The organism is Chitinophaga sedimenti, assembly GCF_023156195.1.
In the GTDB taxonomy this organism is placed as follows: Bacteria; Bacteroidota; Bacteroidia; order Chitinophagales; family Chitinophagaceae; genus Chitinophaga; species Chitinophaga sedimenti.
The window spans coordinates 2,027,613-2,050,946 of record NZ_JAKUKA010000001.1 but is presented as its reverse complement, the minus strand read 5'-3'; the positions used below and the strand labels follow the sequence as shown (position 1 = coordinate 2,050,946).

28 protein-coding genes are annotated in these 23,334 nt (G+C 51.0%); 19 read left to right on the top strand and 9 right to left on the bottom strand.

Going from position 1 to position 23,334, the window contains the following annotated elements; all coding sequences use genetic code 11:
• From MKQ70_RS11720 to MKQ70_RS11690, 7 genes are all read left to right on the top strand, one after another.
• Positions 1-1,062, top strand: coding sequence for a PorP/SprF family type IX secretion system membrane protein (locus MKQ70_RS11720; RefSeq protein ID WP_248070937.1), 1,062 nt, complete (start codon positions 1-3; stop codon positions 1,060-1,062).
• Positions 968-2,290, top strand: a complete 1,323-nt coding sequence (locus MKQ70_RS11715) for a hypothetical protein (RefSeq protein ID WP_248070935.1) — start codon at positions 968-970, stop codon at positions 2,288-2,290. The genes MKQ70_RS11720 and MKQ70_RS11715 overlap by 95 nt, the downstream gene beginning before the upstream one ends.
• Positions 2,291-2,295: 5 nt before the next feature.
• Positions 2,296-2,700 carry an OmpA family protein gene (locus MKQ70_RS11710; RefSeq protein WP_248070933.1) on the top strand — a complete coding sequence of 135 codons (405 nt, stop codon included), beginning with the start codon at positions 2,296-2,298 and terminating at the stop codon, positions 2,698-2,700.
• Between the two features lie 15 nt (positions 2,701-2,715).
• Complete coding sequence (locus MKQ70_RS11705; protein WP_248070931.1) at positions 2,716-3,300, top strand: Crp/Fnr family transcriptional regulator; 585 nt, start codon at positions 2,716-2,718, stop codon at positions 3,298-3,300.
• Positions 3,301-3,410: 110 nt separating this feature from the next.
• Entirely contained in the window at positions 3,411-4,583 is a 1,173-nt protein-coding gene (locus MKQ70_RS11700; protein WP_248070929.1) for an MFS transporter, read from the top strand.
• A 72-nt stretch (positions 4,584-4,655) separates the two neighbouring features.
• Entirely contained in the window at positions 4,656-5,588 is a 933-nt protein-coding gene (locus MKQ70_RS11695) for a TPR end-of-group domain-containing protein (protein ID WP_248070927.1), read from the top strand.
• Between the two features lie 74 nt (positions 5,589-5,662).
• Positions 5,663-6,253 carry a S41 family peptidase gene (locus tag MKQ70_RS11690; RefSeq protein WP_248070925.1) on the top strand — a complete coding sequence of 197 codons (591 nt, stop codon included), beginning with the start codon at positions 5,663-5,665 and terminating at the stop codon, positions 6,251-6,253.
• A 265-nt stretch (positions 6,254-6,518) separates the two neighbouring features.
• Here MKQ70_RS11690 and MKQ70_RS11685 read toward each other — a convergent pair whose 3' ends face one another.
• The 3 genes from MKQ70_RS11685 to MKQ70_RS11675 form a co-directional block, all read right to left on the bottom strand.
• Entirely contained in the window at positions 6,519-6,791 is a 273-nt protein-coding gene (locus MKQ70_RS11685; RefSeq protein ID WP_248070923.1) for a 3-keto-disaccharide hydrolase, read from the bottom strand.
• Positions 6,788-6,958, bottom strand: coding sequence for a hypothetical protein (locus tag MKQ70_RS11680; protein ID WP_248070921.1), 171 nt, complete (start codon positions 6,956-6,958; stop codon positions 6,788-6,790). The genes MKQ70_RS11685 and MKQ70_RS11680 overlap by 4 nt, the downstream gene beginning before the upstream one ends.
• A 100-nt stretch (positions 6,959-7,058) precedes the next feature.
• The gene (locus tag MKQ70_RS11675; RefSeq protein ID WP_248070919.1) at positions 7,059-8,354 is read right to left on the bottom strand and encodes a Gfo/Idh/MocA family protein; all 1,296 of its coding nucleotides are present in this window, start codon (positions 8,352-8,354) and stop codon (positions 7,059-7,061) included.
• A 173-nt stretch (positions 8,355-8,527) separates the two neighbouring features.
• Between MKQ70_RS11675 and MKQ70_RS11670 the strand changes: the two genes are divergently transcribed.
• Positions 8,528-9,277, top strand: a complete 750-nt coding sequence (locus tag MKQ70_RS11670) for a carboxypeptidase-like regulatory domain-containing protein (RefSeq protein WP_248070917.1) — start codon at positions 8,528-8,530, stop codon at positions 9,275-9,277.
• Positions 9,278-9,360: 83 nt separating this feature from the next.
• Here MKQ70_RS11670 and MKQ70_RS11665 read toward each other — a convergent pair whose 3' ends face one another.
• The 6 genes from MKQ70_RS11665 to MKQ70_RS11640 all read right to left on the bottom strand — a co-directional run bounded on the left by MKQ70_RS11665 (position 9,361) and on the right by MKQ70_RS11640 (position 12,854).
• A complete protein-coding gene (locus MKQ70_RS11665) occupies positions 9,361-10,458 on the bottom strand; it encodes an AhpC/TSA family protein (protein WP_248070915.1) in 1,098 nt (365 codons plus the stop codon).
• Between the two features lie 180 nt (positions 10,459-10,638).
• On the bottom strand, positions 10,639-10,917 hold the full coding sequence (locus MKQ70_RS11660) for a hypothetical protein (protein WP_248070913.1): 279 nt from the start codon (positions 10,915-10,917) through the stop codon (positions 10,639-10,641).
• Positions 10,878-11,249 (bottom strand): hypothetical protein, encoded by a 372-nt coding sequence (locus tag MKQ70_RS11655; RefSeq protein WP_248070911.1) that lies wholly within the window; start codon positions 11,247-11,249, stop codon positions 10,878-10,880. Before MKQ70_RS11655 ends, MKQ70_RS11660 begins: the two co-directional genes overlap by 40 nt.
• The gene (locus MKQ70_RS11650; RefSeq protein WP_248070909.1) at positions 11,234-11,521 is read right to left on the bottom strand and encodes a hypothetical protein; all 288 of its coding nucleotides are present in this window, start codon (positions 11,519-11,521) and stop codon (positions 11,234-11,236) included. Before MKQ70_RS11650 ends, MKQ70_RS11655 begins: the two co-directional genes overlap by 16 nt.
• Positions 11,452-12,156 (bottom strand): magnesium chelatase ATPase subunit I, encoded by a 705-nt coding sequence (locus MKQ70_RS11645; protein ID WP_248070907.1) that lies wholly within the window; start codon positions 12,154-12,156, stop codon positions 11,452-11,454. Before MKQ70_RS11645 ends, MKQ70_RS11650 begins: the two co-directional genes overlap by 70 nt.
• Positions 12,157-12,179: 23 nt before the next feature.
• Positions 12,180-12,854 (bottom strand): vWA domain-containing protein, encoded by a 675-nt coding sequence (locus MKQ70_RS11640; protein ID WP_248070905.1) that lies wholly within the window; start codon positions 12,852-12,854, stop codon positions 12,180-12,182.
• Between the two features lie 554 nt (positions 12,855-13,408).
• Here MKQ70_RS11640 and MKQ70_RS11635 point away from each other — a divergent pair.
• The 11 genes from MKQ70_RS11635 (at position 13,409) to MKQ70_RS11585 (ending at position 23,334) form a co-directional block, all read left to right on the top strand.
• Entirely contained in the window at positions 13,409-14,008 is a 600-nt protein-coding gene (locus MKQ70_RS11635) for an RNA polymerase sigma factor (protein ID WP_248081294.1), read from the top strand.
• Positions 14,009-14,088: 80 nt separating this feature from the next.
• On the top strand, positions 14,089-14,868 hold the full coding sequence (locus MKQ70_RS11630; protein ID WP_248070903.1) for a FecR family protein: 780 nt from the start codon (positions 14,089-14,091) through the stop codon (positions 14,866-14,868).
• A complete protein-coding gene (locus MKQ70_RS11625) occupies positions 14,865-15,236 on the top strand; it encodes a FecR domain-containing protein (RefSeq protein ID WP_248070901.1) in 372 nt (123 codons plus the stop codon). The genes MKQ70_RS11630 and MKQ70_RS11625 overlap by 4 nt, the downstream gene beginning before the upstream one ends.
• Before the next feature lie 206 nt (positions 15,237-15,442).
• Positions 15,443-16,858 (top strand): SusC/RagA family TonB-linked outer membrane protein, encoded by a 1,416-nt coding sequence (locus tag MKQ70_RS11620; RefSeq protein WP_248070899.1) that lies wholly within the window; start codon positions 15,443-15,445, stop codon positions 16,856-16,858.
• The gene (locus MKQ70_RS11615) at positions 16,858-17,454 is read left to right on the top strand and encodes a hypothetical protein (protein ID WP_248070897.1); all 597 of its coding nucleotides are present in this window, start codon (positions 16,858-16,860) and stop codon (positions 17,452-17,454) included. The genes MKQ70_RS11620 and MKQ70_RS11615 overlap by 1 nt, the downstream gene beginning before the upstream one ends.
• 227 nt (positions 17,455-17,681) lie before the next feature.
• A complete protein-coding gene (locus MKQ70_RS11610) occupies positions 17,682-18,851 on the top strand; it encodes a SusC/RagA family TonB-linked outer membrane protein (protein ID WP_372489962.1) in 1,170 nt (389 codons plus the stop codon).
• 99 nt (positions 18,852-18,950) lie between these two features.
• Positions 18,951-20,279 (top strand): RagB/SusD family nutrient uptake outer membrane protein, encoded by a 1,329-nt coding sequence (locus tag MKQ70_RS41170; RefSeq protein WP_248070895.1) that lies wholly within the window; start codon positions 18,951-18,953, stop codon positions 20,277-20,279.
• A 13-nt stretch (positions 20,280-20,292) separates the two neighbouring features.
• Positions 20,293-20,997, top strand: coding sequence for a DUF4843 domain-containing protein (locus MKQ70_RS11600; protein WP_248070893.1), 705 nt, complete (start codon positions 20,293-20,295; stop codon positions 20,995-20,997).
• An 18-nt stretch (positions 20,998-21,015) separates the two neighbouring features.
• On the top strand, positions 21,016-22,425 hold the full coding sequence (locus MKQ70_RS11595; protein ID WP_248070891.1) for a PKD-like family lipoprotein: 1,410 nt from the start codon (positions 21,016-21,018) through the stop codon (positions 22,423-22,425).
• 8 nt (positions 22,426-22,433) lie between these two features.
• Positions 22,434-23,114: a DUF4369 domain-containing protein gene (locus MKQ70_RS11590; RefSeq protein ID WP_248070889.1), complete on the top strand. Its 681-nt coding sequence runs from the start codon at positions 22,434-22,436 to the stop codon at positions 23,112-23,114.
• Between the two features lie 4 nt (positions 23,115-23,118).
• Positions 23,119-23,334: a TlpA family protein disulfide reductase gene (locus tag MKQ70_RS11585; protein WP_248070887.1), complete on the top strand. Its 216-nt coding sequence runs from the start codon at positions 23,119-23,121 to the stop codon at positions 23,332-23,334.

Genomic DNA, 23,334 nt, shown 5'->3' with positions numbered 1-23,334 from the left:
ATGAAGAAGATTTTTTTCTCCGGATTGTTGCTGGTAATGGGCTTCGCCGCCCGCGCACAGCAGGATGTACAGTACAGCCAGTACATGTTTAACGGGCTGTATATTAATCCGGCCTACGCCGGTTACAAGGAGCAATTGCACGTGCATGCTTTTTACCGCAGCCAGTGGACCGACATTCCCGGCGCTCCCCGCAGTTTTTCACTGGCGGCCGATGCTGCGGCCAATGAGGGCAATGTTGGACTGGGGCTGCAGGTGTCGGCCGACAAACTCGGTGCGCAAAGTACGCTGGCCGCTTATGGCAGTTATGCTTATCGCTTACGGTTAAATGAAGATGGTTCTTCGCGTCTGGCCCTCGGCCTGAGCGCAGGCCTGATGCAGGTTGGCATTGACGGCTCGCAGTTTACGACCAACGATCCGGAACAGCAGATGCCCATGGGGCGGGAGAACCGGATCGTACCCGATGCACGGGCAGGTGTGTACTTTTCCAGTAATCGCTTTTATGCGGGTTTGTCGTTCGATAACCTCGTGGTGCAATATATCAACATGGATAAGGATGGTTTTCTTCCGCAGCATAAGTTGCACTATTATTTAACCGCGGGCGGGTTACTTCCCCTGAACGAAGATTTGCAACTCAAGCCATCGTTCTTACTGAAAGATGACCTGGGCGGCCCCACCAGCCTCGATCTGACTTCTTTCCTGATGTATAAAGAATTGATCTGGATCGGCGGCTCGTATCGCAGCGGCGTTAAAATCTACCAGAAAGATTATTTGCAGAAGAACCTGAACTACCGCAATGCCGCGGTTGCCGCGCTGCAAATATTCCCGGTGCCCGGACTACGCGTAGGATACGCCTATGATTTTACCGTAGGCCCGCTGAACGGCTATGCCGGCGGCACACACGAGATATCCATCGGTTTTACGTTACAGCCGCGATGTGCGGATGGTAACGCCACGTTTATTTTAAGGTATGAAGAAATTGATCGTCACCGGCGTGCTCCTCATCGGACTTGCTACCGGTTTAAAGGCACAATATGTATTAAGAGAAGCGGATACGGAGTTTAACCGCTTCCATTACAAGAAAGCAGCGGTTTTATATGAACGCGCCTACAAGAAGAAGGCAACACGGTATGCCGCAGGCAGGCTGGGCGACTGTTACCGCCTGAACCTTGATGATGTGGAGGCCGAAGCCTGGTACGCCATTGCCAGCAAAGGAGAAGCGGCAAAGCCGGACATGGTGTTGCAATACGCCGATGTATTAAGGCGCAATGCAAAGTACCCCGAAGCAAAGCAGCAATACGAAAGGTATGCGGGAAATGCGGATGTAAAAAGCCGGATACTCAGTTGTGATACGGCGCAAGCTTGGGTAACGCAGCCTTCTGCACACCGGGTGAGCAATGTGAAAGAACTGAATACGTCCGCATCCGACTGGGCGCCGGTGATATATGACGGGCAGGTAGTACTGGCATCCGATCGCGGTGTAGGGGATGAATTGGCGGCCCGCAAAGGCTTGCTGCGTTTTGGTCGCGATAGGCGGCCCGATACGCGGGAGGATGGCTGGACAGGCAACAACTATATGCACCTGCTATATCAGAATACAGCGGAAAAAGTAAAAGAATTTCCTTTGGAGGCAGATACGCGGTATCATGTTGGTCCCGCCAGTTTCTCGCTTGATGATGAAATGTTTTTTGCGCGTACGTATGTATCCACGCGGTTGACGGGACGGATGACCACAATACGGCTGGAGATTTTCAGCAGCAAGAAAGATGCGGCCGGCCGCTGGGGGAAGCCGCAGGCGTTTGCTTACAACAAGCCGGATCTTTATTCAGTGGGTGATCCTTTTATCACCTTCGATGGTAAAACGCTTTATTTTTCCTCAGACATGCCGGGCGGAAAAGGGGGCATGGATATTTACAAATGCGTCCGCAAGGAAGATGGATCATGGTCTGCACCGGAAGCGGTAAATGCCGTGAATACACCGGGTAATGAGCGTACGCCCGCCATGGCCTCCGGTGTCTTTTATTTTTCAAGTGATGGGTATATAGGTTTGGGTGGACTGGATATCATGAGGTTGTCGCCCGGCGCGGCGGTGCCGCAAAATATGGGCGTACCTGTTAATTCTTCCCGCGATGATTTTGCCTGCGCACTGTGGCCCTGGGGGAGATCGCCTATTTGTCCTCCAACCGCCCAGGCGGGGCGGGCAAAGACGATGTATACGCCGTGGAGTATCCGGAGCTGCCGCCACCGCCACCACCTATCTGCCCGGTTCCGCCAACACCGCCACCGCCCTTAAAAAAGGTGACAGCAAAACTGACCGGCTTTGAAAAACATACGCTCGCTGTCGGGGCTTCGATACCGCTGCAGCACATTTATTTCGATTATGCAAAAGCCAGTGTGAGAAACGACGCACGGCCGGAATTGGATAAATTGGTGTCGTTCATGGAAACACATCCGGAGATTTACATCGAGTTGGGAACACATACCGACAGTCGCGGCAATGACGCGTATAACCTGAAGCTCTCGCAGCAGCGTGCCGAATCGGTAGTCGCTTATCTTGTGAAGAAAGGCATTGCCGCGGAACGTATGACGGCGAAGGGGTATGGCGAAACGCAGTTGCTGAACCGTTGTACAAACGGGGTGGTGTGTACCGATAAGGAGCATCAGCAGAACCGCCGCACGGAATTTAAAATCGTAAAAATGTAATATATTGGCGGTACGATGAGCACCACCGGTCAATTGCAGCAACATATACTCAGGCGGACGCATTTTTCAGAAGTTGAACTGGCGGAATTTTTCACGGCCTTCAGACAGGTACGGGTGAAGAAGCGCCAGTTCATCGTTCAGCCCGAATTTGTGCCTAAGCACCGCTTTTATGTGGTACAGGGCTGCCTGCGCGCTTACGTGATCGGGGATGAAGGGCAGGAGCATACCATCCAGTTCGCAATTGATGACTGGTGGATTACGGATTACAATAGTTACATCTACCAGCAACCGGCTTCCATGTTTATTATGGCGCTGGAAGACAGTATCGTACTGCAAATTGACTACGAGACAGAGCAACGTTTAAAACAGCAATGTCACGCTTATGAAACCTATTTCCGCATCCTGGCGGAAACGACGGCGGCCCATATGGCGCGCCGTGTTATTACCAACCTCACCAAAACCGCGGAACAGCGTTATGAGATGTTCCTGGAGCGTTATCCCGACGTGGCGGCTAAAGTACCGCAATATGCACTGGCTTCGTACCTGGGCATGACTACCGAGTACTTGTCTAAACTCCGCCATAAACGCCTGAAATCTTAACAGGCCCCCGACAAGTTAATCCAGTTCAAGAAGATTTCCTAAACCAGTTCATTGGAAGGAAGGGGCTTTATGCGCCAACTTTGTGTTGTAAAAATGAAAATATCAGCACAATGAAAACACTCACACGCACACAGGTACTCATTATGGCGGCAACCTCCGGTATCGCGGTGGCCAACGTGTATTACAGTCAGCCTATCCTGGGCGCCATCGGCGGTCACTTTGGCATTACGGCCGAAAAAGCGGGCAGTATCGCCGTGCTCTCGCAGATTGGTTACGGCATCGGCCTTTTCTTTCTTACACCGGTAGGAGATATGATAGAGCGCAAACGGCTGGTGTTGTATCTGCAGGCCGGACTCATTGCTTCCCTGCTCCTCATGGCATTTGCGCCCAATTTATACACGATTTTCGCGGGCAGTTTGCTCATCGGGGTGTTCTCGGTAGTGGCCCAGGTGATATTGCCAATGGCGGCCAGCCTGGTGAAAGAGAACCGGGGAAAGATAGTGGGGCAGATATTTACCGGTTTGCTGGTAGGGATACTTGTGGCGCGGGTATTCAGCGGCTTTATAACCAACTGGCTTGGCTGGCAGTACGTGTATCTGCTTTCGGCGGCTATGGTGCTCGTAACGACGTTACTGATGCAGGCGGATTTCCCGTCATCGACGGAACGTTTTAACGGCACGTACATCGGCTTATTGAAATCCACCGTGGCGCAATTCCGCCGGTTTCCAATGCTGCGGAGGACGGCGTTTACCGGTATGCTGGCTTTTGGGACGCTCAGCGCTTTCTGGGTAACGCTGACGTTTTATTTAAGCGCCGCACCATTTCACTATTCTACATCGCAGATAGGGCTGTTTGGTTTGCTGGCCGCAGCGGGGGCGCTGATCGCACCGGTGTTTGGTAAGCTGGCGGATAAAGGCACGCCACATCGTTCGTTGCTTTTTTCTACCGGTTTAACGTTAGTCAGCATGATCATACTGAAAGTATCGCCGGGCATGGCCGCTGCGGTATGGGTAACCGTGATACTGCTGGATGTGGGCGCGCAGGCCACACAGGTAACCAATATCGCGATCATCTATTCGCTGGACCATACGGCTAACAGCCGCATTAATACGGTATATATGACCAGTTATTTCATCGGCGGCGCGCTGGGTTCCTTCCTGGCGATTCAGGCCTACCAGTTTGGCGGCTGGCCCTGGGCTACCTCGCTGATGGTGTTGTTGTCTGCTGCCGCGATCATTAATGTGTTCACCATCTACCCGGGGACCAAACCCGCCGCGATATAACCCGGGGGTAGATTTTGCAGCGCCTGCAACTTTTTTGTGCTAACGGCGTCTTTATATTGAAATCGTTTTATCATGAAGTTAGCACCCGTTTTAATCCTCGTCATTGTACTGTTCACCGCCGGCGCGACTGCCCAACAAGCCGATCCCGCGCAATCCCTGCTCTCGAAAATGGAGGGCGGACAGCTTGAAGTCTCGCTTTACAATACTGCCTGTTATTTCGCATTAGCCGGCAAACCGCAGCTGGCGTTTAATTTCCTGCAACGTGAGCTGGAAGATGGTTATGATAACTGGCAGAGCATGGAGAAGGATGAAGATTTGCTGTCGCTGCACAGCGATCCCCGCTGGCAGGAGATGATGAAGATGGCGAAGAACAATGCCAGTGGCGGTAAATCGTCAGCACGCTTTTTTGACAGGAAAACATTCTGGGAAACAGGCCAGCTGGAAACGCCTTACCGCCCCGCACTCAGCGAAGAGGAGAAGGTAGCCGGCCTGTCCAAACTATGGTCGGAGGTGAAGTATAATTTCGTCAATTTTGACCTGGTACCTTCGCTGAACCTGGACTCGCTGTACCTTACCTGGCTGCCGAAAGTGAAGGCCGCCCCGTCTACCTACGCCTATTACCTGCTGCTGGAAGAATTTGGCGCAAAGCTGAAAGATGGGCACACCAATGTTTATTTTCCCGCGGAGCTAACGGAAGCCCGTTATGCGAGGCCGTTAGTGCGTACAAGATTGGTAGAAGATAAAGTAGTCGTTGTAGGCGTGTATGATTCGTTGCTGAGACGACAGGGAATTGCCGTAGGGCAGGAGGTGCTGAAGGTAAATGGCATGGCGGTAAAGGAGTATGCTATGCGTGATGTCATTCCGTACCAGAGCGCGTCTACGCAGCAGGACAGGATCACGCGGGGTTATGATTATGCGCTGCTGGGAGGTGATATAGATACACCCATTCAACTGGAACTGCGCGATGCAAAGGGGGTGTTAAAGCCCATACCATTCATCGTGTAAAGCCCGCGATACGCAGTGCCAGGTTGCAGGTGCCGCCGTTTGAATATCGCCTGCTGCCGGGTAATATTGCGTACGTGGCACTGAACACATTTGGCAACGATTCCTGCGCCAAAGCATTCGCAGCGGGCTATGCGGAAATATCTAAAGCGAAGGCGATCATTTTTGACGTGCGTAATAATGGCGGTGGCAATTCCGGTGTGGGCTGGGCTATTCTTCGGTATTTAATGAAGGAGCCGATGCTCGTCCACACTTCGTACACCCGCGATTATAAACCCACTTACCGTGCCTGGGGCCGCCCGCAGCCGGTGAGCATAAATCGCAGTACGCTGGGCCCCGATACGGATAAGCCTTATGGGGGACAGGTGATCGTACTCACCAGTGCCCGTACTTTTTCCGCGGCGGAAGATTTCGCGGCTGCGTTTAAAACGATGAAGCGGGGATTGGTGATAGGAGAAGCCACCGGTGGCAGCTCCGGGCAACCATTGTTCATTAAGCTGCCGGGAAACGGTTCGGCGCGCATTTGTACCAAACGTGATATGCTGGGGGATGGTTCGGAGTTTGTCGGTGTGGGTATTCTGCCGGATAAGGTAGTGGCGCCCACAGTGAAGGACCTGCGAAACGGGGTGGATACGGAGTTACAGGCGGCGATAGCAGCGCTGAAGTAATAAAAAGAGAGCGCCGGTAATGGCGCTCTTCCTGAAAAAAATATCCTTACAGTTCCCTGATCCAGATGTTCCTGAAGCTCACGGGGTTGCCGTGGTCCTGCAACGCAATGCCTTTTTGCCATGTGCCACGTACTTAGGAATACCAATGTACTCGGTAGGGCCGTCCAGCTCTACGTTGTTCTGTACCAGCACGCCGTTCAGTAATACTGTCGCACGCGCTTTGCTGACCAGATGCCGTCTGCGTTAAACACAGGCGCTGTCCAGATCACATCGTAGGTCTGCCATTCACCAGACCTTTTGTTGGGTTTACCAGCGGAATGCGTTGTTTATAAAATGAACCGGCCTGGCCGTTAGAGTAGGTTTTGCTCTCATAGCTGTCCAGTACCTGCAGTTCGTAGGTTTCCTGCATAAAGATGCCGGAGTTGCCCCGGCCCTGGCCTTCACCCACTACTTTAGAGGGCGTGCGCCATTCGATATGCAGCTGGAAGTTGCCGAATTGCTGTTTGGTTTTAATGCCGCCGCCTTTTGTTACGGTCATCGCGCCATCGGCAACAGTCCAGTGAGCTTTGTCGCCTTTATCGTTGGTCCAGGCATCCGGTTTTTACCGTCGAACAACACGATCGCGTCGGAAGGCGCGCTGTTATTTGTGCCCGGCGTAACCTTTCTCGGCACGGGAGACCATACTTCAGTGTCCTCTGGTTTCATTTTCGCTTTGTTTTCTTGTGCGAAGGCCGCTGTACAAAACAAGGCAAGTGCGGCGCCCAGCAAAAATTTTTTCTGCATGATGTGGTAATCTATTTAAAAGTTAAATTTTTGGAAGTTTATAACCGTTATGATAACCGGCCGCCGTACTTATTGGCGTCCTTATCGGTAAATTGCTCCTTTTGAGCGTCCCAATATACTTTTTTCCTGTTTTGTACGCAATATTGCCCATTTGCGCATTTACCGCAACTAACCTGCCAGTCTGTATCGGTGTTTTCAGATCCGCCAGGCGACCGGATTTGATCACGTCTACAAAGTTGGCGGTATGCAGGTCCAGCCCATTATCCACGGATTTGTTATACGGTACGGCCTCCATTTTTCCCTTTTCGGGAATTACCTCCCAACCACCACGATCCAGCACCAGTGTGCCGTTGTTGCCGATAAAGGCAATACCATGCGTTCTGCCATACGGGCCATTATCAATTCCCGTTGCGTGCTCCCACAGCATGTTAAAACCGTCGAATTCGTATACAGTGGTCAGCGTATCGGGTGTTTCGGCCGCATCGTCCTTGTAAGCGAACTTACCGCCGGAAGCCATGATAGACTTCGGATACTTCGCTTTCATGCCATACAGCGCATAGTCGATAAGGTGTACGCCCCAGTCGGTCATCAGTCCGCCCGCGTAATCCCAGAACCAGCGGAAGTTAAAATGAAAGCGGTTCGGGTTAAACGGCCTTTTCTCTGCCGGCCCCAGCCACTGCGCGTAGTCCACGCCAGCGGGCGGCGTGCCGTCCGGTTGTACGGGTACCGGTTTCATCCAGCCCATGTATGCCCAAACTTTCACCAACCTTACCTGTCCCAGTTTGCCGCTGTGAACGAAAGCGATGGCGTCGTTAAAGTGTTTCTGGCTGCGTTGCCACTGGCCCACCTGTACGGCCTTCCCGCTGCGTTCCTGCGCCGCTACCATCACGTTACATTCCGCGATGGAGTTGCCGATAGGCTTCTCTACGTATACATGTTTGCCGGCGGCTACGGCATCGGTCATCTGCAGGCAATGCCAATGGTCCGGCGTACCGATGATCACCGCGTCAATATCTTTGTTTTCCAGCAGCTTGCGGTAGTCATTGTACACAGTTGGTTTCTGGCCTTTTTTATCGAGTTCGCCAAGGCGTTTGTCGATGACAGACTTATCCACGTCACAGATGCCTAAGCAGTTTACTCCTGGCACTTTTAAAATGGAACTAAGATCGGACCAGCCCATACCGTTTATACCGATAGCGCCTATATTCAGCTGATCTGCGGCCCCGAGGCGATGCATGCCGCGAAGGCCGGAGGGGAGAGCAGCTCCCGCCATCAGCACCGAGGCTGTAGACAGGAATTGTCTTCTGGAGTGTGTCATGGTTTATCAGTTATTGTGGAATAATAAACCAATATAGTGTTTTTCTGACACGATTAATAATTTGATAAGCGGCGTTCGTAGGTGCCGCCGGTCGTTTGTCGACCGCTCCCCGTCGTATGCCGATACCGGTTTTCGCGCCCGCTCCACGGCTGTAGCTTTGCTGCAAAAACGCCATGAGAAGCATCATTCTATCATCCCTTATTTGTTTGTCGGTCGCCTGCGGTAAAAGTGAAGAGGAGCCGGGCAATGGCGGCAGCCAGAAAGGTTACGCCACCGGGAAAGTTGTAACCGCCAAAGGAGAGGCCATCGCCGGGGCCAAAGTGGTCGCCAATAACTCCCTGATCGGCAATACCAATCCGTCTGGTGTTACCGCAGCCAATGGTACTTATAAAATACAGCTCCCCACCGTGGGAACTTACCACACCTCCGCTACGATCACTAAAACATATAATGGCAAAACCTATACGCTCGATCTTCGCCCGGATTCATATGACGAGTACAGCAATGAAGGGGCTGTCCGCAACTTCACATGGGCACTCACCGGTAAACGCGGCAGCGATATGGAGGGCTATTACGGATCGAGCATTGGTATCAACACAGATATTACCAGCATGATCGAAGATTTTTCTTTGCTGGAGTTTACGCTTACGCCAAAAGGTGCGTTGATCGATGGTTCGGAAGGGAGCATGCTCACGAAGAAATGTACCGCGCCCAATACGATCGATTACGGATACCTGCGCGATATTCCTTTAGGCCGGTACGAGATCACCGCCATCTACAAAGGCCCTAACGGCAACCGCCCGGTAAAACTCAAAAATATGTATGGCGAGCAAAAACCATTTGCGGCTAATCTTATTCTCGATTTTGAACCTGAAACCTTGTACGGTGATAATGTTGCGGCCATTATGTGCCTCGAACAATAAAATAGGAAAGAGGCTGCTCCTTAACCAGTGAAGCAGCCTCTTTAAATGCTATAACAATTCTTCCAGCTTCGCTTTTAACTCGCTCATCTTATTCGTTCTAAAGACGAGTCTTCCCTGCTTATCGAGCAGCAGGTAGGCAGGAATCGCCTGAATATTGAACTCCAGCGCGTACTTATTCGAAAAGCCCGGAGGTCAGACATATTCGGCCATACCGTGCCTTCCTCCAAGATGGCCTTTTTCCATAATTTCAGGTTGTTATCCAGCGATACCCCGGCAATTTCAAAACGTGGGCCTTTATATTTCTCGTATAGCAGCTTCAGCTCCGGGTTATTGGCCCTGCAGGGGCCACACCAGCTCGCCCAGAAGTCGAGCAGCAGGTAGTCGTGTTGCTTCAGTATTTGGCTCGAACTGATCATCTGTTTCCGCGTAGTGTCCGCCTGTACCACTACTGGCACAATGACGCCTGTACGAATAGATTTGTATGCCGCGAGCAACTTCACCACGCGCTGGTAAAGCGGGTTATGGACATACTTATCCGGCATATTGCGGATATACTGATCGGCTAGCGCAAAAGCCGCAGTGTCGCGATCGTTGGGGATGAGCATTTGCAGGGTGACGTACGACTGCGGATGCGCCCTCATAAAACTATCCGTGATGGCGCGCACCCTTTCATTCAGCGAATCCGTGCGGTGTCGGTAATACCGTACCTGCGGCGTATCCATCGGTATTTGCCGGGCCAGTTGCATTAAGTTGTTGAAGGCTGCTTCCAACGCAGATTGCGTATGCTGTTTTGCACCATCAAATAACGTCATTAATTCTTGCTCACGGCTACCTTTTATGGTGGCCTGGTAAATCCTGGTCGTATCTGCTTTGATATAAACTGGTGTAGTATCCGGGTAAAATCCGATGTATGCCCGCTGTGTCGGCAGAAAAAGTGCGTAGTAACCAGCGAACGGAATTTCCCGTGCCAGGAAAAAGCTGTCCCGGCCATCCACTTTCACGCTGTCCAGTATTTCTTTTTCGTGGTTAGGTAAAGTGGGGGTAGAAGATAAGTATAACGTTCTTCCGGCACCATTAAACAGCCTGCCAGAGAGCTTTATCTTATATTGAGCACCAAGATCCGTTATCCCCGCAAATATCGTGAGCAGGACAAGGAACAGGCTGACGGTTGTTTTGTGCATATGGAACGATTGATTGTTTACGAATAAGTCGTAAATCTACGAATATTTCGTAATCGTAGCGCAGGTTTGATAAAAACAAATAAAATGGGCCGTATCAGCAGTAATTTGTGGTCATGGAAAAGGTTCCGCCACATACCCGGATATCCCGGGTAAAAATTACTGTTGAGACAGCCCGTTTACTTATCTCTTCAGATTAAAAGAATCTTCGTCTTCTTCTACGTCGCGGTCATTGCTGGTGTTAAAGTTCATCATGGTACCCAGCAGGTCGGAGAAACGCGTTTCGGTTTCCACTGTTTTTTTGCTGAGCAGGCTGTGCGCCGCTAATCCGTGCAACACCAGTTCCATCCACAAAAACTGTTCTTTCGCATTCGCTTTCGGAAATACGGAAGTAACGAGGTCAGATAAGCCGGTCACTTTTTTCAGCGAGGCTTCGTATTGCTTGTCCGTGGCGTCCTGCATGAGGTGTACTGCGTTACCGGCATCAAACCATTGTACGATGGTGCGGTATGGATTGTTATCGGCCTGGCCTTTTCTCTTTTAAAAGAATCCGGGTTGGGGAAGTAGTGTGCGAACACGCTGCGGATCGATTTATCCACGAGATTCACCGCTACCTGCAGCGGTCCTTCCTGTTCGCCTTCATATACCAGTTCTATTTTACCGGTAATGGCCGGCACAATGCCCAGCAGGTCCGTTACACGAACATGCGTAGTTTTTTCATTGTTGATGAGGGCCCTGCGTTCCGCCGCGCTCACGGCATTTTCAAAGGCGGCAATCGTTAAACGTGCAGACACCCCACTTTTTTATCAACCAATTCGCTGTTGCGTGCTTCGAAAGCAACCTGTTCTACCAGGCGCTTCACGAGTGCGGGCATAATTACCTTGTCTTTCTGTTCGTCGTGTACGCGGGCTTCCTGTTCGGTAATCAGCAAAGAGTTTTCGATATTCTTCGGGTAGTGGGTGATGATCTGGCTTTCGATCCTGTCTTTCAGCGGCGTTACGATCGCACCGCGATTCGTGTAGTCTTCCGGGTTAGCGGTAAACACGAACAGGATATCAAGTGGCATACGCACTTTAAAACCACGGATCTGGATATCACCTTCCTGTAAAATGTTAAACAGCGATACCGGATGCGCGCCTGCAGATCGGGCAGTTCGTTGATCACGAAGATGCCGCGGTTAGAGCGGGGAATGATACCGAAGTGGATGACCCTTTCATCCGCATAACTTAGTTTAAGGTTTGCTGCTTTGATCGGGTCGATGTCGCCAATGAGATCGGCTACCGATACATCGGGCGTAGCCAGTTTCTCTCCATAACGCGCTTCGCGGCTGAGCCACTCGATGGGCGTTTTATCGCCCATCTCGGCCACGAGGTCACGGGCGTAACGCGACAGCGGTTCAAAGGGACTATCGTTCACCTCAGACCCGGCCACTATGGGGATATATTCATCGAGTAATTCGATCATTTGCCGCGCCATACGTGTTTTCGCCTGGCCGCGGAGGCCCGGGAACAGGATGTTATGGCGGGAGAGGAGGGCCCTTTCCGTATCGGGGATCACCGTATCTTCATAGCCTACGATGCCGGGAAACGAGTTTTCCTTTTTCTTCAATTTTAACATCAGGTTCTGCCTGATCTCTTCTTTAACGCTCTTGGGCTGGTAGCCAGACTTCTTTAACTCGCCAAGTGTTTTGATATGCTCCATCTCGATTTTTCTCCTGTGTTTAATTAGAATAGCTTTCGTTTGTTGTTTTCAAAGTCGTAGAAGAGGAATTGTCCCAATTTATCGGTGCCGGAAAAGAAGGCTTTGCCGTTATTGGTTTCCGTGAATTCTTTTACGAACTGTTGCAGCCAGGGATCCGTTGCCACCATAAAGGTCGTGATCGGGATCTTCAGCTTTTTGCATTGTGCGGCCAGGTTTAATGTACGGTTCAGGATTTTCCTGTCCAGCCCGAAGCTGTTTTTGTAATACTGCCGTCCCACTTTTAAACAAGTAGGCTTCCCGTCGGTGATCATAAAGATCTGCTTATTCGGGTTGCGCCTTCTCCTTAAGATGTCCATAGCCATTTCCAGTCCGGCTACGGTATTAGTGTGATAGGGGCCTACCTGCAAATACGGCAGGTCTTTGATCTCTATCTGCCAGGCATCATTGCCGAACACGATGATATCCAGCGTATCTTTCGGATAACGGGTGGTAATCAGTTCGCTCAGCGCCATGGCCACCATTTTCGCCGGTGTGATGCGGTCTTCGCCGTACAGGATCATGGAATGGGAAATGTCGATCATCAGCGCGGTGGAGGTTTGTGTTTTGAAGTCGGTTTCCCGTACTTCCGTGTCGTCCTGCCGGATGTGAAAGCTTTCCACGCCATGGTTGATCTGCGCATTGCGGATAGACGCGGTCACGTCGATCTGCTCCAGGCCATCGCCAAATTCAAAGGGTCTTGTCTCTGCATTCTGCTCGTCGCCCAGCCCCGATTTGCGGGTGTTGTGATCGCCGGTATTACTGCGTTTCAGGCGACCGAAGATCTCTTCCAGGGCTTTTTGCGGATGGTTTGTTCGGCTTTGGACGTAATCTTGAATTCCCCGTTTCCTCGCTTTCTTTCAGATAGCCCTTATCTTTCAGGTCCTGGATAAAGTCCCCGATGCCATAATCCTTATCGGTAAGCTGGTATTCTTTGTCGAGAGCTGTAAGCCATTGCAGTGCTTCGGCGGCGTCGCCACTGGTGTAAGTCAGAAGCTGGGTAAAAGTCTCTAGTAGCCGTTCAAAGGGCGGTTTAGCCCCATCTGTCGGATCGAATTTAAAAATGCTGTACCTCTCATAATCTCTCCTATATATCTTAACTAAATTACAACTAATTTTCCGGAAGCATACAAAGCATTTATTGTGCTGATTTCGACCCTTTTTGTGAAAACAAGGTCTTTTTTATACATTTGACTCAAATGCAGGTGGTTTGAGCATGCAAGATGATAATATAGCGGCAGCGCTTTTAGGGCGGATTGCGGACGGGGATTTAAAAGCGTTTTCCAGTTTTTATACCAGCTACAGCCCGGCCGTTTATCAAACCGCGTTGGCATTTACAAAAGGGGATCAGGCGCTGTGCGAGGAAATCGTACAGGTCGTGTTCATCCGCATCTGGGAACACCGGGCCAAACTACCCGCGATGGAAAAGCCGGCAGATTATCTTTTTACCCTTTCCCGCAATATCATTTTCGACATCTTTAAAGACCGCGCCCGGCAACTGGAGCGGCAGCTGCAGTTGCAGCAATTGCCGTCCGGCGATCCGCATACGCCTATTAACATCCTGGCTGCCAAAGAGTACGCGGGCATCTTTAAAAGCGCCGTAGCCGCCCTGCCGGACCAGCAGCGTAAAATTTACCAACTGGCAAAGGAGGAAGGGATCGCTCATGCCGAAATTGCAGAAATGCTCGGCCTCTCCATCCAAACCGTACGCACTCACCTGAAACTTGCCACCCGCTCGGTGCGGCAGTATGTGGGCGACCATATAGAACAAACCGACCTCTTACTCCTGATGTTCCTTATTTACAAGGCCGTGTAATTTTTTTTCCAGGTTGATTACCCACTTTTTGTCCGGCCGCTGTCTTTATAGTTATAACGCCCTAAAAGGGCCCGGTAACTATGGATACCTTCCACTTTCACACGTTGTTGCATAAGTTTTTGTCCAATGAAATGACGCCGGACGAGTTGTCGCAGTTTACGGCTGCGGTAAACACAGGCGATTTCGATCACCTGGTGCAGGCAGCCATGTTGGATCATTTTCAATCCCAGGCCCATACCTGGGAGCCCGCGCGGCAGGAAGCCGTGTTGCAGGACATCCTGCAACAGGTTACACCCGCTCCGCGCGTGGTCCGGTGGCGCCGTTTGTGGGCCGCTGCGGCCGTGTTGCTGTTGGGGGCAGGCTGGGGTATTTATCATTTTACGGTGAAACCGGGTACTCCGGCCGCCGAAACCGCTGTACTGGCCGATGTGCCGGCGGGACAGCAGGGCGCGGTACTGGTACTGTCCAACGGACAGCGCGTAGTGCTGGACAGCGCCGGTAATGGCACCGTAGCCGCACAGGCAGGCGCCAACGTGGTGCTGAACAACGGCGAACTGGCTTATGAAAAGGCCGATGGGAGTGTGGATGTGGCTTACAACAGTATTATTACACCCAGGGGACGCCAGTTCAGTGTGACGCTGCCGGATGGTACCAAAACCTGGCTGAACGCGGGATCCAGTCTGCGCTTCCCGGTGACCTTCGCCGGGAAAGAGCGCCGGGTCGAGCTGTCGGGCGAGGCTTATTTTGAAGTGGCGGCTAATGAAGCACAGCCATTTAAAGTATCCGTGAATGGGAAAACAGAGGTGCTGGTGCTGGGCACGGCCTTCAACATTAACGGCTACGCAGAGGAAGCCCGGTGATCGCGACGCTGGTATCGGGTAAGGTGAGTGTACGTACAGGCAGGCTGGCGGCCACGCTGCTGCCCGGACAACAGGCAAGGGTAACGGATGCTATCCACATAAAAGAAGAGGCAGATGTAACCAAGGCGGTTGCCTGGAAAAACGGCGCATTCGACTTTAACAACGCCACCATGGAGGAAGTAGCGCGACAGCTGGAGCGCTGGTACGATATAGAAGTGGTATACGATAAAATGCTGGAACAGGCGCCTTTTGCGGGTAAGATCAGCCGCAGGGCAAGTTTGCAAACGGTATTAAAAATGATGGACGATACGGAACTGACCGTCCGCCTGGAAGGAGGCAGGAAGCTGGTTTTTTCCCCGAGGAAATAAATGAATAAAGACACGTAACAAAAAACCGGAAGTGCTTGGACCCACTCCCGGCTGAAAGTTCGGCAAACAACAGAGCGCGGAGCTCAATTATTATCAACCAAACAATTGCAAATTATGCAAAAACTCCTTATCGATCAGGTGTTTTCCGGGTATGCTATGCCAATAGGCCGCCGGAGCGCCGAATTATCAACCAAATTCTACTGGTAATGAGATTAACGATTCTCCTGCTTACCGTTACGCTATTGCAGGTCAGCGCATCCGGACTTGCGCAATCGGTCACTTACTCGGCGAAGAAAGCGCCGCTCAGCAAGGCGCTGAATGCCCTTGAACAACAAACCGGCTACTACACTTTCTTTAAAAGCCGCGAGATCCAGAAGGCCGTGGAAAGCCGCAGTGTATCTATTGCCGCGAGCAATATGCCGCTGAAACAGTTCCTCGATGAGCTGTTAAAGGATTCTCCTTTTACTTATGAGATAGATGACAATACCATCGCGCTGAAGATGAAGAGCGCAGAGCCGATCGCGCCTGCAGCGGCGCCGGAAGCCTCTATTTCAGGGCGCGTAACGGACCTGGAAGGAGCGCCGATACCCGGGGCTTCTGTTGCCGTATTTGGTACCAGCGGTGGCGTCATGGCCGATGCAAAAGGGCGGTTTAAACTGGATAATATCGACGAGAATGCCCGCGTTGTGATCACAGCTGTTGGATATGCACCTGTTATGCTGCGCCTCGCAGGCGGAAATGCCGTATCGTCTGAGCCGCTTGAAGTACGCAACGGTAGTGGCCAGCCTGAAGCAACGGAAGGAAATGGCCAAAGTACGTTCCGTATCGAGGACGGTGGTGTTACCGTAAAACTCGCACGACTGGTTAAAAGTATCGAAACCGTGGTAGTGACAGGGCTTTTCCAGCGTTCTGCCAATAACTTTACGGGCGCTTCCAAGACGATTTCCGGTGCGGAAGCGAAGAAGATCAGCGCCAATAATGTATTTGCCGCTATATCCGCACTCGACCCATCGTTCCGCATTGTACCGAATAATATAGCAGGTGGCAATATCAACCAGCTGCCGGAGATCCAGATGCGTGGCGCCAACTCTTTTCCGAACCTGAGCGGGGAGTTATCGGCCAATCCCAATGCACCGCTGTTTATCCTCGACGGCTTCGAGGTAACGCTGCAACGTATCGTAGACCTGGACATGAACCTGATTAACAGTATCACCCTGCTGAAAGACGCTTCTGCCACGGCTATCTACGGTTCGCGTGGTGCAAATGGCGTAATGGTAGTCACCACGATAACGCCGAAAGCCGGTAAAATGCAGGTGACCGTGAATAACGATTTTCGTTTTACCACACCGGACCTGTCCGTATACAACTTGCTGAATGCGCAGGACAAGCTGGCATTTGAACAGCGTGTAGGGTTATACAGCTCCGAAGATCCGGGCACGAAATTCCGGCTGGATGTTTTGTATAACAAGCGTTATGCAGACATGAAAAGTGGCGCAAATACTGATTGGCTCTCGCTGCCTACTCAAAACGGCTATAGCAACCGTACTTCCGTATACCTGCAGGGGGCGACCAGTCAGTGCGTTACGGCCTGCAAATGTCCACCGATTTGCAAAAGGGGGTAATGAAGGAACAGGACCGCAATAATTATTCGGGTCAATTCGACCTGAATTACCTGCTGAAGAAGTTCCAGTTTAAAAACTCCCTGCGTGTTTTCCAGAATAAATCCAATGAATCGCCCTGGGGCAGTTTTTCGGAATATGTATCCATGAATCCCTACTGGACGCCGTACGACCAGAACGGTCAGGTCAAACAAATGCTGGAAGACTTTTACATTACGAATGAAAATTCGCGCTACCGCTATCTGCAGACCAACCCGGTGTACGACGTGTCGCTGCACTCCGTTAATCGCAGCCAGTACTTCGGTGTATCTAATAACTTCCAGATGCGCTACACGATCGTGCCGGCCTTTTATATGGAAACGAATTTCAGCCTCAACAAACAAAACGCTTCCAGGGACCAGTTCTATTCTGCGCAGGACAGCCGTTTTACAAATGTGACCGATGTAGCGCAGCGGGGTAGTTACACGGTGCGGAACGAGAATTCCTTTAACTACGAAAGTCTCACTACGGCAAACCTGAACCTGATCAGCGGGAAACACCAGTTTTTTTCGAATCTCGGTTTCAACTTCTCGAGCAATAGCAGCAACTACTACCGGTAGTTACACAGGGTTTTCCGTTCGACCGGCTGGATAACCTGTTATTTGCCGCGCAATACGAGACGAATGGCCGTCCTTCGGGCGATGAAAGCACGGTACGCCGGGTTGGGCTCGTTTACAGCGGCAGTTACAGTTACGATAATCGTTTACTGGCAGATGTATCCGCCCGCCGTGACGGCTCTTCGCAATATGGTACGGATAAGCGTTTTGGTAATTTCTGGTCTGCCGGTTTGGGCTGGAATATCCATAATGAAGCATTTTTCCGCCGCAGTAATTTCGTTAACAGGCTGAAGCTCCGCGGCAGCTACGGATCTACCGGATCATTGAATATTCCGGCGTACAGTGCGCAATCGCGTTACAATTTTGGCGTGGGCACATCTTACTATAGCGAGTTAGGCGCCGCGCTGATCAGTCTTGGTAACGAATTCCTCAGCTGGCAAAACGTATACAAGGCTAACGCAGGCATTGACGCGGTACTCTGGAAAGAGCGCCTCGATCTCCGCTTTGATGTATACCGCGAGAATACCAAAAACGCGCTGACGCAGCTCACGCTTGCGCCCTCTGCTGGTTTCAGCAGTTTTTCTGAAAACCTGGGTGAGATTCAAAACACCGGTGTAGAATTTTCCGCGCGGTTCAAGATTCTGGAAAACCGTCAGCAGGGCCTGCTGTGGTCAGTGAACGTGAACGGTTTTTCGAACAAAAATATCCTGAAAAAGATCTCCAATAAGCTGAAAGCGTCTAATGATAAACTGGACGGCGATAACGAAGATCAGGTCGTACCCAATATGTTGTTGAAAGAAGGAGAGGCGATCAATACCATTTATGCGGTGAGGTCGCTCGGTGTGGACCCTGCCACCGGCTCGGAAGTTTTTCTGACAAAAGATGGTATCAAAACCTATGCATGGAATGCGGCCGATAAGGTGGCAACGGGCATCAGTCAGCCTAAGTGGAACGGCAACTTCGGCACCAACTTGTTGCTGCTGAAGGGATTTGAGATGAACCTCATTTTCAACTATCAGGCGGGCGGACAATTGTACAATCAAACCCTGATAAACAGGGTGGAGTCTGTAGACCCACGGTTTAATGTGGACAGGCGTGCTTATGACCTGGGCTGGTCGGGCCCCGGGGATGTGAGTCCATATACGCGTATCCGTCCCGGAGCGCCGGCCACGAAGCTGACTTCGCGGTTTGTGCAGGATGATAATAACCTGGTGCTCACATCCGCCTCGTTCGGCTACAACTTTTACCGTAGCCGCGTCCTGAAGCGCTTAGGCTTCCGGAGCCTGCAATTAACGGCGATCACCAACGATCTGTTCCGCCTGAGTTCCATAGAAATCGAACGCGGTACAGACAATCCTTTCGCCCGTACTTATTCATTGTCCATCAGGGCTGGTTTTTAAACATGATGATTATGAAGCAACTCGTTATATCTATCGTATTCATGACGTCCCTGGCCTTTTCCGGCTGTAAAAATACCGGACGTATCGCCGAAATCCAGCTTGTCTGAAGACCAGATATTTGAATCGGAGATCGGTTTTCAGCAGGCTTTAACGGGCGTGTATTCGCAACTGGCACAGCGCGGCCTTTACGGCGATAACCTCAGCATGGGCTTCGTGTCCGCGCTGGCGCAGAACTATGCGGTATCCGCCACCGGCGCACCACTCGTTCGCACGCGGTTGCTGGATTATGCATCTTCGGAGGTGATCGGCCACACGAACAATACGTGGAGCACGGCCTATACCGCTATTGCCGGCGCCAATAAAGTAATTATCAATACGGCACGCAAACGAGCAGTGCTTACTGATAAGTCGTACGCCATGATCCGCGGCGAGGCGCTGGCGATCCGCGCCCTGCTGCATTTCGACCTGTATCGCGTGTTTGGTCCCGAGTATTCCGCCGGCATGAACAGCAAAGCTATTCCTTATAAAACACTGGCGGACCAATATTCCAAAGTGCCATCTACTTCGAAAGAACTGGTAGACTCGGTGCTGAATGATTTAAATCAGGCGGCGGCACTGCTGAAGGGCGTTGATCCTGTAATCACAGGCTCCACGAACCGCAACATCAAAATGAACTACTACGCGGTGAAAGGGTTGGAAGCCCGTGTACGTATCACCATCGGTGACAAAACGGGTGCTGCGGCAGCAGCAAAGGAAGTGGTGGATGCCGGTAAATTTCCATTTGTAATACCCGCAATGGCCAGCGCCACCGCTGGCTCGCGCGATAGAATATACAAGTCGGAATTGTTGTTTGGGGCTCGTGTACGTACGGTAAAAGATTGGGCTGAAAACCAGTATTTCCGGTTTTTTGGTAATACTTCGATGCGCTTAACCCGTACGGCAGCTAACTTCGCGACTTTGTACGAAACATCCGCCGGCGGAAGCTCTGATTTCCGGTTTGCTTATCGCATAGAACAGGACGGAGGTGCGCCATTTCCTTCTAAGTTCTGGCAAACTTTTACGCCTATTTCCGGCGCCCCGGATTCTGTCAGGCTGGACCAGCTGGTGCCGGTGATAAGATTGTCTGAAATGTATTATATCCTCGCAGAAGCCGCGGCAACACCTGCAGAAGGTGCAGCTTTCCTGAACGTTGTACGTAAAAATCGCGGACTGGCAGAACTGCCGGTAACGACCATCACCCAGACTGTTTTCAATAACGAGCTGACGAAGGAGTACCAGAAGGAATTTTATGCGGAGGGACAATTATTCTTTTACTATAAGCGGAAAAAAGTTGTACGCATGCAGTTCATGACGGCGGATATAGCCCTGTCGAAATATGTATTGCCCATTCCGGACGCAGAACTGGAGTACAATCCCACTTATAACTAAAAAACTGTAGACCATGAAATATTGGATATTACTCAGCATGATCGTGCTCGCCATAGCCTGCAAAAAGGATAAAGTGGAAACTTATTCCGGCGACAATGGCATCGCTTTTTACCGCGGTGAATATGAAGAAGATTCGCTCACTTATTCATTTGCTTTTTCGTTAACACAGAAGCAAAAGGACACGGTGATGCTGAGAATGCGCATCCTTGGCCCGGCGGCTACGTACGACCGGAAGCTGAAAGTGCATGCAGTGGCGGGTACTAATGCGCGCGAAGGTAAAGATTACATATTGCCTGAATTTACCGTGCCGGCCGGGGCCATCACCGTTCAATACCCGGTGGTATTACTTAACTCGCCGGAAATGACTACGCAGAATTTCCGCATCGTGCTGGAAATGTCGCCCAACCAGGATTTTGTACAGGGTGCAACGGGTATTGAGATTGGCAGTACCGTCAGCATTAAACAATATATCCTGAACGTGAGCAATCAATTCGTAGAGCCTTCGTATTGGTCCGATGTTTCCGGCGCATTCGGCTCGTTCAGCGTGACCAGGTTCAGGTTTATGATGCAGGTAACTGGATTGACCGATTTTTCCTACGAAGCGATCGGTAACGACGGTTATTACAATTTGCCCGTAACACTGGCCGCGGAACTGGCGGCATATGAGGCCGTAAACGGGCCGCTGATTGATGAAAGAGGAAACCGGGTTACTTTTTAACATTAAATGAAGCTGACTATGCGCAATAGATTATATATCGCCCTCGCATCCGCCCTGGTAATGCTGTTCGCTTGCCAGAAAGAGCAGGATTTCAAACATACCGACATCAATAAAATATCGGTAGTAACAAAAGATTCTTCATTTACACTTACACAGTTCGATACCTTGCGAATCGTGACGGAGATCCGTCAGACGAAGCCCGGCGCGACGTTGAACTACAAATGGACCGTATATCCGCGTACTTATCTCGCCGGAAAGGCCGTTGAGTTATCTACCGAAAAAGATTTAAAAACGGTCGTGAACTTATCGCCAGGCACTTACTATGTACAACTGGATGTAACAGACGGTAGTACAGGCGTGGTATCACAAATACAATACGGACTTACCGTGAACGGCGCGTTTTATGAGGGCTGGATAGTGGCCAATAATAAAGACGGAAACGCTCGCCTGTCGTTTATCCGTGCGGATGATACGCTGATGCTGAATGCCATTGGCACGGCCAATAAAAAAGATTATCCGGGCAGGGTGCTTGGCGTCGGAGCGGGCCTGGCACGGGACATTTCGTTGATTTACTTCTTTACCGACCAGGGCGCGTATCGTTTTACGGCGAACGATATGTTTGAGAACGGTACAACCACATCGATGTTCCCGAAAGGTAAGTCGTTTAATTCCAAAGTAGGGTATGGGTTGACCAAACTGCTCGCCGACCAGTACATCGTGGACAGCGACGGGTTGTATGCTGGTTTTGGCCCCCTCTTCTACGCAATGGATGTAACAAGTCCTTATTCACCGAGGCTCAGCGGCGACTACACACTATTCCCTTACCCAATCTCGAGCGCGTATTATACAACCTACTTTTATGACAATAAATATAAAAGGTTTATGCAGATCGCTTACCTGGAAAGAGAACTGCTGGTTGCTGGTACCGCCACGGGCGCTACATTCGACATGTCAAATACCGGTAAAACGATGATAGCGGCAGACCTGGGGCCATTTAATTCCAGTTCCGCCGAGTTTTATTTGGTGATGACCGATGGTGTTAACCGGTTTTTATACTCGCTGGCAGCGGGTGTGCCTGCCATGAACCAGCAAATTGGGAGCAGCCCGGATATCGCTGCCGCTACGGCGTTCGCAACGTCGAGTATGTTGAAGCATATGTACTATGCGGCGGCCAATAAAATTTATCTGTACGATATGCTGGCTAACAGCTCAAGACTGATATACACACTGCCGGCAGGCTACGAGGTGAAAGACCTTGAAATGCTGCGATCCAGCAGCAAACGCCTGGTGGTGGGTACTAATAACGGCGCAGCGGGCGAAGTATATTACTTTGACCTGGACAATACAGGCAATTTCGTCAATAATACCTATGTGAAAAAGTTCACCGGTTTCGGTGAGATTGTACAACTCGTTTATCGGACAAAATAACTAAAAGCATGAAACCATTTTTTATAGCGGGTGCAATGTTGCTCGCGGGCAGTTTGCATGCCCAGACATTAAAAATATCGGGTGAAGTGAAGGGACTCACCGGCCCGGTGTACGTAATGGGTAACAAGGCTACGAATTCAACCACAGACACGATCCCGGTAATAAACGGGAAGTTTGCTGCTGTTATCAAAGTAAATAAGGAACCCGGCCGCCGCTCGATTATGATAGGCCGCTACGGGTTTGGCACCTGGGTGGAACCCGGGGAACTCAGGATCACCGGCGACGCATCGGATATGAAGAGCTTTTCGCTGGCGGGTACCCCCACACAGGACGACCGGGAGAAGTTCGATCGCCAGTGGGACACCTCGATGTTGCGAATGAGGAAATGGTATGCGGAAATGGCGGAAGATACCACGCATGATACGAAAGCCGTGCAGAAGATGGCTATGAGCGAAGCGTCCGCGATGAGGCATAAGATCACTGTTGACTTTATCCGTAAGCATCCGGACAGTTACTACAGCCTTTTCCTGCTAACGGAAATGCAGGAAGATCATCAGCAACAAATGGATTTATATGCTATGCTCACGCCAAGAATAAAAGCATCAGCAATGGGAAAAGAATTCAGCGAAAATATAGCTATCTCAAAACGCTCGGCCAACGGGGAAAAAAATTATCGCCTTTACACGTAATGATTTGAATGGCGTCCCGGTTTCCATTGAATCCTATCGTGGAAAGTATGTGCTGATCGACTTCTGGGCCAGCTGGTGTAAGCCGTGCCGGATGGAGAACCCGAACGTATTGGAAGCCTACAATAAATATAAGGATCACAACTTCACTGTGCTCAGCATCACAATCGATGATGATGCGGAGAAATGGAAACTGGCCGTTAAAGAAGACGGCCTGCCCTGA

Bases quoted from the DNA above. Each gene is read 5' to 3' on its own strand.
- MKQ70_RS11720 (WP_248070937.1), top strand. From the start codon at position 1: ATGAAGAAGATTTTTTTCTCCGGATTGTTGCTGGTAATGGGCTTCGCC.
- MKQ70_RS11715 (WP_248070935.1), top strand. From the start codon at position 968: ATGAAGAAATTGATCGTCACCGGCGTGCTCCTCATCGGACTTGCTACC.
- MKQ70_RS11705 (WP_248070931.1), top strand. From the start codon at position 2,716: ATGAGCACCACCGGTCAATTGCAGCAACATATACTCAGGCGGACGCAT.
- MKQ70_RS11700 (WP_248070929.1), top strand. From the start codon at position 3,411: ATGAAAACACTCACACGCACACAGGTACTCATTATGGCGGCAACCTCC.
- MKQ70_RS11695 (WP_248070927.1), top strand. From the start codon at position 4,656: ATGAAGTTAGCACCCGTTTTAATCCTCGTCATTGTACTGTTCACCGCC.
- MKQ70_RS11685 (WP_248070923.1), bottom strand. From the start codon at position 6,791: ATGACCGTAACAAAAGGCGGCGGCATTAAAACCAAACAGCAATTCGGC.
- MKQ70_RS11680 (WP_248070921.1), bottom strand. From the start codon at position 6,958: ATGAAACCAGAGGACACTGAAGTATGGTCTCCCGTGCCGAGAAAGGTT.
- MKQ70_RS11675 (WP_248070919.1), bottom strand. From the start codon at position 8,354: ATGACACACTCCAGAAGACAATTCCTGTCTACAGCCTCGGTGCTGATG.
- MKQ70_RS11670 (WP_248070917.1), top strand. From the start codon at position 8,528: ATGAGAAGCATCATTCTATCATCCCTTATTTGTTTGTCGGTCGCCTGC.
- MKQ70_RS11665 (WP_248070915.1), bottom strand. From the start codon at position 10,458: ATGCACAAAACAACCGTCAGCCTGTTCCTTGTCCTGCTCACGATATTT.
- MKQ70_RS11660 (WP_248070913.1), bottom strand. From the start codon at position 10,917: ATGCAGGACGCCACGGACAAGCAATACGAAGCCTCGCTGAAAAAAGTG.
- MKQ70_RS11650 (WP_248070909.1), bottom strand. From the start codon at position 11,521: ATGCCACTTGATATCCTGTTCGTGTTTACCGCTAACCCGGAAGACTAC.
- MKQ70_RS11645 (WP_248070907.1), bottom strand. From the start codon at position 12,156: ATGGAGCATATCAAAACACTTGGCGAGTTAAAGAAGTCTGGCTACCAG.
- MKQ70_RS11635 (WP_248081294.1), top strand. From the start codon at position 13,409: ATGCAAGATGATAATATAGCGGCAGCGCTTTTAGGGCGGATTGCGGAC.
- MKQ70_RS11630 (WP_248070903.1), top strand. From the start codon at position 14,089: ATGGATACCTTCCACTTTCACACGTTGTTGCATAAGTTTTTGTCCAAT.
- MKQ70_RS11620 (WP_248070899.1), top strand. From the start codon at position 15,443: ATGAGATTAACGATTCTCCTGCTTACCGTTACGCTATTGCAGGTCAGC.
- MKQ70_RS11615 (WP_248070897.1), top strand. From the start codon at position 16,858: ATGAAGGAACAGGACCGCAATAATTATTCGGGTCAATTCGACCTGAAT.
- MKQ70_RS11600 (WP_248070893.1), top strand. From the start codon at position 20,293: ATGAAATATTGGATATTACTCAGCATGATCGTGCTCGCCATAGCCTGC.
- MKQ70_RS11595 (WP_248070891.1), top strand. From the start codon at position 21,016: ATGCGCAATAGATTATATATCGCCCTCGCATCCGCCCTGGTAATGCTG.
- MKQ70_RS11590 (WP_248070889.1), top strand. From the start codon at position 22,434: ATGAAACCATTTTTTATAGCGGGTGCAATGTTGCTCGCGGGCAGTTTG.